This is a genomic window from Herbaspirillum lusitanum P6-12 (assembly GCF_000256565.1).
GTDB classification, from domain to species: Bacteria; Pseudomonadota; Gammaproteobacteria; order Burkholderiales; family Burkholderiaceae_D; genus Herbaspirillum; species Herbaspirillum lusitanum.
Map to the genome: position 1 here is coordinate 1 of NZ_AJHH01000393.1, position 7727 is coordinate 7727.

Consider the following 7727-nt stretch of genomic DNA (forward strand, 5'->3'; position numbering starts at 1 on the left):
AAGGATCGCGGCTTCGTGCAGGGGATCACTCATTCATTCTCGCGTCTGGGTAACGCCGTGGCGCCGCCGATCGTGGCGTTGCTGATCGTGCTGCATTCATGGCGCGCAGCCTTCATCATCGTCGGTGCATTGACGGCCTTGTGGATCATCGCGTGGGCGGTATATTACAAAGACAATCCGCGGGAACACAAGGCGATCAATGAAGCGGAACTGGCGCGCTTGCCGGAACACGTCAAGGTCACGGCAAACGGCGGCGATACGCCATGGAAGAAAATCCTGCGCCGCATGTCGCCGACCATCTTCGTCTACTTTTGCCAGGTCTGGACCAATACGCTGTTCTTCAGCTGGGTGCCGATCTTCTTCATGAACGCCTACCATCTCGACATCAAGAAGTCGGCGATTTTCGCTTCCGGCGTGTTCTTCGCCGGCGTGGTCGGCGACGTCACGGGCGGGCTGATCAGCGACAAGGTATTAAAGAAAACCGGCAGCCTGCCAATGGCGCGCCAGGGCGTGATTGCGTTCAGCCTGCTGGGTACTTTGTGCTTCCTGGTGCCGGTCATGCTGAGCCATGACGTCAACGTGGTCGCATGGTGCTTGTCAGGCGCGTTCTTCATGCTCGAACTGACAATCGGGCCGATCTGGGCGGTGCCGATGGATGTTGCGCCGGAATACACCGGCACCGCCAGCGGCATGCTCAACACCGGCGCTGCATTGGCGACGATCATTTCGCCGGTGGTGTTCGGAACCGTGATCGACCTGACCGGCAATTGGAATCTGCCGTTTGTCGGTTCGGCCGTATTCCTGCTGATCGGTGCGGTGATGGCGTTGAAGATGCGGCCGGATCGGGACATCCATTTCTTCGAACATCAGCATGACGGACGCAAGCTTCCGGCCTGAATGGCGTAGATGGAGAAGATAGCCTGGAAATAAAAATGCCGGCGCGAAGCCGGCATTTTCTGTGCAGCGATGAAGTGGACCCGGCCTTAGCCTTCCAGCAGGCTGCGCAGCATCCATGCATTCTTTTCATGCAGTTGCATGCGTTGCGTCAGCAAATCGGCGGTCGGTTCGTCGGCGGCCGCATCGACCGCAGGGAACATCGAACGCGCGGTGCGGGTGACGGCTTCCTGGCCGGCCACCAACTGGCGGATCATTTCTTCGGCGGCAGGCACGCCTTCGGCTTCAGGGATCGACGACAGCTTGGCGAATTCCTTGTACGAACCCGGCGCCGGATAGCCCAGTGCGCGGATGCGTTCGGCGATCAGGTCGACTGCCAGCGCCAGTTCGGTGTACTGACCTTCGAACATCAGGTGCAGCGTATTGAACATCGGGCCGGTGACGTTCCAGTGGAAATTGTGGGTCTTCAGGTAGAGAGTGTAGGTATCGGCCAGCAGCTTGCTGAGACCGTCCGCAATTTTCTTGCGATCCTTGTCGTTGATGCCGATGTTGATTGCTGCCACGTTTTTCTTTGCCATTGTTTTGCTCCTTGGGGTGATGGAATGCAACGCTGCGATTTTATGTCAAAACCGCAGCCCCATGAATAACACTTGGGGATGATAGCGCTCATCACAAGACGTTAGTTGGCGTTGTCTGTTTTGTAATGCTGCGAGCGCCGGTACAAGGACAGTGTGAGAGCCACCGCGCACAGTGCGCCGATAGCGGCGAACAGGAACACTTCTTCGTAACCGAACTGCCCCACGATCAATCCGGCCAGCGGACCGGTGATGCCCAGCGCCAGATCGAGGAACACCGAGTACGCGCCCAGCGCCGCGCCGCGATTGGGCGCCGGCACCAGGCCGACCGCTTCGACGCCCAGCGAGGGGAACACCAGCGCAAAGCCGAAGCCGGCCAGCGCTGCCCCCAGCATGGCGACTTCCGCCGACCCGGCCAGCCACAAAATGCTCAGGCCGAATGCCTCGACGATGAACGACGCGATCGCCACCTTGAAACCGCCGAAACGGTTGATGGAATTGGCAAACAACAGGCGCGAGCCGATGAAGCAGCCGCCGAACAGCGTCAGCGAGAATGCTGCGTTGGACCACTGATGGCTGGCGTAATACAGCGTGATGAAGGTGGCGATGGCGCCGAAGCCGACCGTGCCCAGCGCCAGGCCGATGCCGTAAGGCAGCACGCGGTTGAGCACCAGGCGAAAAGCCAGGCGTTCGCCGCGCACGACGGGTACGGCAGGGCGGCGGCGTGCGATCACGTAACCGATCAGCGGCAACGCCAGCGCCAGGAAGCCGATGGCTGCAAAGCCGCCCACGTGCAGCAGCGCCACGCCCAGCGGTGCGCCGATGGCCAGCGCGCCATAGGTGGCGATGCCGTTCCACGAAATCATGCGTGCGGTATGGGTGGCGCCGATGCGGCCGATGCCCCAGATGATGGAGCCGGTGCCGGCCAGGCTTTCGCCGATGCCGAGGCAGAAGCGGCTGACCAGGATCATGGACAGGCTCAGCCACGGCAATTCAGCCGACCACGCCGCCAGCACCAGGAAGGCGCCGCTGGCGACGCAGGCCAGCATGCCGCGCATGACGGTTTTCTTCGGGCCGATGGTGTCCACCATGCGGCCGGCCTGGGCGCGCGTGATGAAGGTCGAGAGATATTGCACGCTGATCGACAGGCCGGCGATGAACGAGCTGTAACCGAGATCCAGGTGGACATAGCCGGGCAGCACCGCGAGCGGGATGCCGATGGTCATATAGGCAAGGAAGGTGAACAGCACCGTCGACAGGATCTGGATCATGACGGCGGTTTGGGAATGCGGGATCGCGGGCGCAGCTTCGGCGGCGGTGGCGGTGGGCGGGACAGAACCAGAACCGGGGAGGGTATGTAGTGCTTCTTGAGACATGATGAGGAGAAATAATGGCAACCCGGCGCCGATGCCATGTTGCATTGCAGAATTTTACGCGGTTTGGCGCGGGCTTGCCGGGGACCCTGTGAAAGGAGGGCTTCGTGCAGGATTCCGAAGAGCCGACCCGGATCAGGCAACCATGCAATACAGATTATCCGGACAGGAATCTACTCCTCCTTCATCCTCCCGTCTGCGAGCGTTCCCTTTATTGATACGACATCGTGAAGGTGGCGACGCCATTGGCGGTGCCGGGGATGATGGTTGCCGCCGTCTTGATATAGCGCGCAGAAAACGGGATGGTGGTCGCGCCGATCTGCTCGCCTGTCGAGGAAAAAGCCAGGAACTGGTTGGTGTTGCCCGCGGTCGAGGAGTCGGCGCCGAAGGAGATCGGCGTATCCGTATTGCCTTGCCGGCGCAAGATCTGGATGCCCACGCCCCTGGCGCTGGACGCCGCCGTCAGTCCCAGCGTGCTGGTCCGGTTGGCCTGCGTTTGCTGGTCGGTCAGCGTCATGAACACCTGCGACGCCACGCCTGAGCAATTGACGCTGATGGTGAAGTTGCGGGCGGGAGAGACAGACCCAGTGCCGGTAAAGCTGCTTGATGCCACCGAGCCCATCGGCACCACCACGTTGGGGGTGTCGACCTGGCAGGTTTGCGGCACGATCATCACTCTGTTGGCCAAGCGGGTAGCTATGTAGGTGAAAAGGCCATTTACCGACACGGTCGACAGTGCGCCCGCGTTGATTGTACCGGCCGTCACCACGCCTGTATTTCCCTTGATGAGATCAAGTCTGCCGGTAGCGGCCGCGGACTCGTCACTTGAGGAAAAGGCATAAGTAGGTGCAAGCTCATTACCGGATAACGGCACATACCTTCCTCCAGTTGAAGGAGCGTTGGTAAGCCGCGCCCATATTTTGATCCATATTCCTGGCACTTCCGTGCGGAGAGTGAACTCGTCAACCGTTCCTGCCGCCCTCTCGGGTGTTATCTCCAGAGTGGGAGTCTGATCACACGCTACCATCCTGTCCACGAACGGTGCTGTCACTGTCGGGCTACTCGCAATGATCGTACCTGCAGGCGCATCGCGCGGCACGGTGATGGTCGCAGGCAGGGTGAAGCTGCGTCGCCAGGGTATGCCAGTCGCATCCTGCTGCGGCCTCGAGATTGTTCTCCAACGGCAAGTTTGCGCATATCCCAGTTCCGGCAACAGCAGGGCGGACAAGAGGCCGCCGGCGAGCAGTATGTTGAGCGCGCGGCGGCGAAACCCGCGCCAGAAGAGCGCCGGTTGTCCGGCCCGGGCGGCGCGGTGAAATGTGCGCGCCAGGAATTGTTTTGGCGCGCCTGCAGCCATGGTGGTCAGTTTCATGATGGATGTTCGTTCCGATGAGAGAAGGGGATGGTACGGCACGACGAAACCGAGGGCATATGGAAAAATCTCAAACGCGAATCCGTTGGCAAACTCCCCCGGGGCGGCACAGAATCTGGAGATTCTGCGTCGCATGACATTGAACTGCTTGCCGTTTCTGAATTGCTCCGGAAATTCGCCTATCGCAAGAGGTGTAACCATCGCTGAAATACCATGCAAATGCAGTAAAAAGTTGTTATTTTATACATGCCTCTTTTGAGACTATTCTCATATGTATTTCATTTTCGACAGACCATAATGACTCCATCGTTCAAGCCGGCCTCGCAGCCGGCTCAGCAAGAGGTCTATCCGATCAGAATTTCTTTGGGGCAATTGAAAATGAAAAAACATATCTTTTTGACAGTCCTCCTGGTGATGTCGGTTGCAGCCCGGGCCGCAGACACTGCCGAATTGAAAGTCGCAGGCACCGTCCGGCCGGCGGCCTGCACATTGTCCATTTCGGGCGGCGGTATTTTCGACTATGGAGTGATTCCCGTCTCGCGGTTATCGCAGACCAAGGCAACGGCCCTGGAAAAGAAAACAGCAAGCGTGACGGTCGCTTGCGACGACAAAGCGAAAGTTGCGCTGAGACTGGCCGATAATCGTCCGGCCTCGGCGGTGAAAGGTATAGCTACGACCGAATACTGGCAGGGAACACCGGGGTCGGGTCACGATAGGTACATCTACGGTCTCGGCACCGTCAGGGGCAGCAATGTAGGCGCTTTTACCGCGCAACTGCGCGACGCGACGGGCGACGGGAAGCGGCAATACGTTATCGCCGTAGAGGGGGCGGCTGGCAACGGGCCGATTGGCGGCTGGTCGAGCATGCCTGTGGGTTTGTACTTCAGGCCCGAGGCGTCCCTCTATGTTGTGGACAACTGGGGGAACGGGACGATAAGAGACGAGGGCTATGAAACGTTTTCAGCGACGTTGGCCATTCAGGCAACGATCGACAAATTGTCCAATCTGCCTGCCACGGGAGAGATCCCGCTGGACGGTTCGGCCACGCTGGAATTGATCTACCGGTGATTGGTCAGGGCGGCGGTTGTCGGCGCCGTCAATGGGCATGCACCGCTTCCGTCTTATAATGGCGCGATGCAAAACCTTCTCCACAATCTCAACGCCGAGCAGCTCGCCGCCGTGACGCTGCCCGCGCAATCGGCGCTGATCCTGGCCGGCGCCGGTTCCGGCAAGACCCGTGTGCTGACCACCCGCATCGCCTGGCTGATCCAGACCGGGCAAGTGTCGCCGTCGGGCATCCTGGCGGTGACGTTCACCAACAAGGCGGCCAAGGAAATGACCGCGCGCCTGTCGGCGATGATGCCGATCAATACGCGCGGCATGTGGATCGGCACGTTCCATGGCTTGTGCAATCGCCTGCTGCGCGCGCATCACCGCGATGCGGCCTTGCCGCAGACTTTCCAGATCCTCGATTCGCAGGACCAGCTGTCGGCCATCAAGCGCCTGCTCAAGCAGATGAACGTCGACGACGAGAAGTACCCGCCGCGCAACCTGATGTACTTCATCAACGGCGCCAAGGACCAGGGCCTGCGCGCCAAGGACGTCGAGGCGCATGACGATTACAACCGCAAGTTCGTCGAACTCTACGACTTGTACGACCAGCAATGCCAGCGCGAAGGCGTGGTCGATTTTGCCGAGCTGCTGCTGCGCACGTATGAACTGCTGTCGCGCAACCAGCCGTTGCGCGAGCATTACCAGCGCCGCTTCCGCCATGTGCTGGTGGACGAGTTCCAGGACACCAACGACTTGCAATACAAATGGCTGAAGATCATGTCCGGTCAGGGGCAGGTCGACGCCAGCGCGGTCTTCGCCGTCGGCGACGACGACCAGAGCATCTACGCATTCCGCGGCGCCAACGTCGGCAACATGACGTCGTTCGAGCGTGAGTTCCGCGTGCAGAACCTGATCAAGCTGGAGCAGAACTACCGTTCGCACGGTCACATCCTCGACGCCGCCAATATCCTCATTGCCAACAACAGCAAGCGCCTCGGCAAGAACCTGCGCACCGACGCCGGCCACGGCGAGCAGGTGCGCGTGTTCGAAGCCAGCAGCGATCTGCAGGAAGCGCAGTGGATCATCGAGCAAGTCAAGAACCTGATCGCCGAAGGCTGGGCGCGCAGCGAGATCGCCTTGCTGTATCGCTCCAATGCACAGTCGCGCGTGCTCGAGCATGCCTTGTTCTCGTCGGCGATTCCGTATCGCGTGTATGGCGGCCAGCGCTTCTTCGAGCGCGCCGAGGTCAAGCATGCGATCGCCTATCTGCAGTTGATGGACAACCTGCACAACGACTCGGCGTTCCTGCGCGTGGTGAACTTCCCGACGCGCGGCATCGGCGCCAAGGCGCTGGAGCAATTGCAGGACGCTGCGCGCCAGTACAACTGCTCGCTGTATGCGGCGGTGCCTTATGTGGCGGGCAAGGCCGGTTCGACGCTGAACGGTTTCATCAAGCTGATCGAAGCCGCGCGTTTTGAAACGCAGAATTTGCCCTTGCAGGAAATGGTGCAGGTGGTGCTCGACAGCAGCGGTCTGCTCACGCATTACCGCAACGAAAAAGAAGGCGCCGACCGCATCGAGAATCTGGAGCAACTGGTCAGCGCCGCGACCCTGTTCGTCTCGGAAGAAGGCTATGGCCTCGATGCGCCGGCCTTCCTCGGACCGCAGGCGCAAGCCGTCGCGGGCACGTCGATCACGACTGCGGACGGTATCGAGATCATCGACGCCGATGCCGCGCTGACGACGATCATGTCGCCGCTGTCGGCTTTCCTCTCGCACGCATCGCTGGAAGCCGGCGACAACCAGGCGCAGGCCGGCCAGGATGCCTTGCAACTGATGACGGTGCACTCGGCCAAGGGGCTGGAGTTCGACGCGGTGTTCATCACCGGCCTGGAGGAAGGTTTGTTCCCGCACGAGAACAGCGCCAAGGAGGAGGGCGGCGTGGAGGAAGAGCGCCGCCTGATGTATGTCGCCATCACCCGCGCGCGCAAGCGTTTGTACATGAGCTTTTCGCAGACCCGCATGCTGCATGGCCAGACGCGTTACAACATGCGCTCACGTTTCTTTGATGAGTTGCCGGACGAGTCGATCAAGTGGTTGTCGCCGAAGATCCAGCCGCAACAGCACAGCTGGTTCGCGCAGCCCAAGTCGGCCTGGGACGCAGCGCCGGAATCGGGCAACAACAAGATTGCACAGAATTTTTCACGACCGGATTCGGGATGGCGGATTGGCCAGAATGTGGCGCATGCCAAGTTTGGCGAAGGCGTGATCGTCAATATCGAAGGCGGCGGGGGGAGTACCCGGGCGCATATCAACTTCGGGAAGTTCGGGATGAAGTTGTTGGATTTGAGTGTGGCTAAGTTGGATAAGGTGGGGTGAGTTTTTGTCGGTTGTTCCGACTTGCCTTTGCCTATAGCTGATTCTGTTTTCTCTTCGATCAACCTTTGCCGGGGGCGGCCC

The 7727-nt window shown here is 60.2% G+C and carries 6 protein-coding genes; 3 read left to right on the forward strand and 3 right to left on the reverse strand.

All coding sequences use genetic code 11. The features are described from left to right. The coding region (locus HLUSI_RS28430) for an MFS transporter (RefSeq protein WP_016834302.1) at nt 1-897 on the forward strand (897 nt) is incomplete at its 5' end. 86 nt (nt 898-983) lie between these two features. On the opposite strand, the gene HLUSI_RS0112560 is transcribed toward HLUSI_RS28430, so the two are convergent. The 3 genes from HLUSI_RS0112560 to HLUSI_RS31590 form a co-directional block, all read right to left on the reverse strand. Then, the gene (locus HLUSI_RS0112560) at nt 984-1472 is read right to left on the reverse strand and encodes a Dps family protein (protein WP_016834303.1); all 489 of its coding nucleotides are present in this window, start codon (nt 1470-1472) and stop codon (nt 984-986) included. A 101-nt stretch (nt 1473-1573) separates the two neighbouring features. After that, nucleotides 1574-2845 carry an MFS transporter gene (locus HLUSI_RS0112565; RefSeq protein ID WP_083830933.1) on the reverse strand — a complete coding sequence of 424 codons (1272 nt, stop codon included), beginning with the start codon at nt 2843-2845 and terminating at the stop codon, nt 1574-1576. 208 nt (nt 2846-3053) lie between these two features. Further along, nucleotides 3054-4214, reverse strand: a complete 1161-nt coding sequence (locus HLUSI_RS31590) for a fimbrial protein (RefSeq protein ID WP_157137842.1) — start codon at nt 4212-4214, stop codon at nt 3054-3056. Nucleotides 4215-4511: 297 nt separating this feature from the next. Between HLUSI_RS31590 and HLUSI_RS0112575 the strand changes: the two genes are divergently transcribed. Both HLUSI_RS0112575 and HLUSI_RS0112580 read left to right on the forward strand, forming a co-directional pair. Then, entirely contained in the window at nt 4512-5282 is a 771-nt protein-coding gene (locus HLUSI_RS0112575; RefSeq protein ID WP_157137843.1) for a DUF1120 domain-containing protein, read from the forward strand. Between the two features lie 66 nt (nt 5283-5348). Further along, a complete protein-coding gene (locus HLUSI_RS0112580; RefSeq protein ID WP_016834308.1) occupies nt 5349-7646 on the forward strand; it encodes a UvrD-helicase domain-containing protein in 2298 nt (765 codons plus the stop codon). The last annotated feature ends 81 nt before the right edge of the window (nt 7647-7727 follow it).

Bases quoted from the DNA above. Each gene is read 5' to 3' on its own strand.
- HLUSI_RS31590 (WP_157137842.1), bottom strand. From the start codon at position 4,214: ATGAAACTGACCACCATGGCTGCAGGCGCGCCAAAACAATTCCTGGCG.
- HLUSI_RS0112575 (WP_157137843.1), top strand. From the start codon at position 4,512: ATGACTCCATCGTTCAAGCCGGCCTCGCAGCCGGCTCAGCAAGAGGTC.
- HLUSI_RS0112580 (WP_016834308.1), top strand. From the start codon at position 5,349: ATGCAAAACCTTCTCCACAATCTCAACGCCGAGCAGCTCGCCGCCGTG.
- HLUSI_RS0112560 (WP_016834303.1), bottom strand. From the start codon at position 1,472: ATGGCAAAGAAAAACGTGGCAGCAATCAACATCGGCATCAACGACAAG.
- HLUSI_RS0112565 (WP_083830933.1), bottom strand. From the start codon at position 2,845: ATGTCTCAAGAAGCACTACATACCCTCCCCGGTTCTGGTTCTGTCCCG.